Source organism: Oleiphilus sp. HI0043 (assembly GCF_001634935.1).
The window spans coordinates 1-412 of record NZ_LWEY01000907.1 but is presented as its reverse complement, the minus strand read 5'-3'; the positions used below and the strand labels follow the sequence as shown (position 1 = coordinate 412).

Below are 412 nucleotides of genomic sequence, written 5' to 3'. Positions count from 1 at the left end.
CGGACTTTTGCAAAGGGAAATAAGCTCACTACTTTTTCTTTATGGGCGGCCTGTATATAGTCTGATGCTTCGCCAGCAATGAAGAGCACTTCCCCTAAAAAAGGTTTTTCAGCATGCTGTCCATCCAGAATATGATGGTAATTTTGATGGATGGCGTTGAGATTTACTTTTAGATCGAAACCTCCACCGGGCTTGGCTTTTAGATTCTTTAGTAAAAATTGCCTCACCCCCTGCTCTGGAACAAATTCCGCTAGCAAAGAATCTGCTTCCTTTCGACTTACGATATCTGACTCTAGCAAAGCAAATAAACCAGCAAATATTTCATCGTGATGTCCCTCATACCGAACAGGCGATATATCGGCAACGATCACGGCCTTTATTCGTTTTTGCTGGTGCAGGGCTAGACTCATAG

1 pseudogene is annotated in these 412 nt (G+C 43.2%); it reads right to left on the bottom strand.

From position 1 onward, the window contains the following. Positions 1 to 412, bottom strand: a pseudogene (locus A3729_RS32755) (alpha/beta hydrolase); the annotation flags it as partial.